This window comes from Vibrio sp. Vb2131 (genome assembly GCF_033338535.1).
Classification (GTDB): domain Bacteria; phylum Pseudomonadota; class Gammaproteobacteria; order Enterobacterales; family Vibrionaceae; genus Vibrio; species Vibrio alginolyticus.
The window spans coordinates 1-610 of record NZ_JAWOSW010000107.1 but is presented as its reverse complement, the minus strand read 5'-3'; the positions used below and the strand labels follow the sequence as shown (position 1 = coordinate 610).

2 pseudogenes are annotated in these 610 nt (G+C 50.3%); both read right to left on the bottom strand.

The window, feature by feature from the left end:
- Positions 1–105 (bottom strand): annotated as a pseudogene (locus tag R7E38_RS23130) (flagella biosynthesis chaperone FliJ); the annotation flags it as partial.
- 6 nt (positions 106–111) lie between these two features.
- Positions 112–610, bottom strand: a pseudogene (fliI, locus tag R7E38_RS23125) (flagellum-specific ATP synthase FliI); the annotation flags it as partial.

Genomic DNA, 610 nt, shown 5'->3' with positions numbered 1-610 from the left:
ACTGTAATAGTCTTCAAGCTCAGAGCGCGCTTTGTTCAGCGCAAGTACGGCTTGGTCTTCGCGCTCTTTGGTCTGCTCAAGTAGGAATTCCATCGCATTATTCATACGCTATTACCCACCCAAAATATTTCTGAGCATATTGACGCACATGTCGTATGGCACCGATTCTTTCATACGCTGCTGCAAGTATTCGTCTAGCTTTGGCTTTAATGTAAATGCTCCATCGATAGCCGGATCGGTGCCCGGCTTGTAAGCACCAATCGACACCAAATCTTGATTTTTGCGACAAATAGACAAGACCTGACGTACCGCTTTCGACATCAACACATGTTCTTCGGTGGTGATCTGAGGCATCACTCGGCTGACCGATTTCTCGACGTCAATCGCAGGGTAATGGCCCGCGTCTGCCATTTCACGCGACAAAACAATGTGACCATCAAGAATGGCACGAGACGCATCGGCGATCGGGTCTTGCAGATCGTCACCTTCGGTTAAAACGGTAAAGAAAGCGGTGATCGAGCCTTGCTCTGGGCTGCCATTACCCGCACGTTCCACCAGCGCAGGCAACTTGGCAAATACCGAAGGCGGATAACCTTTGGTGGCTGGCGGT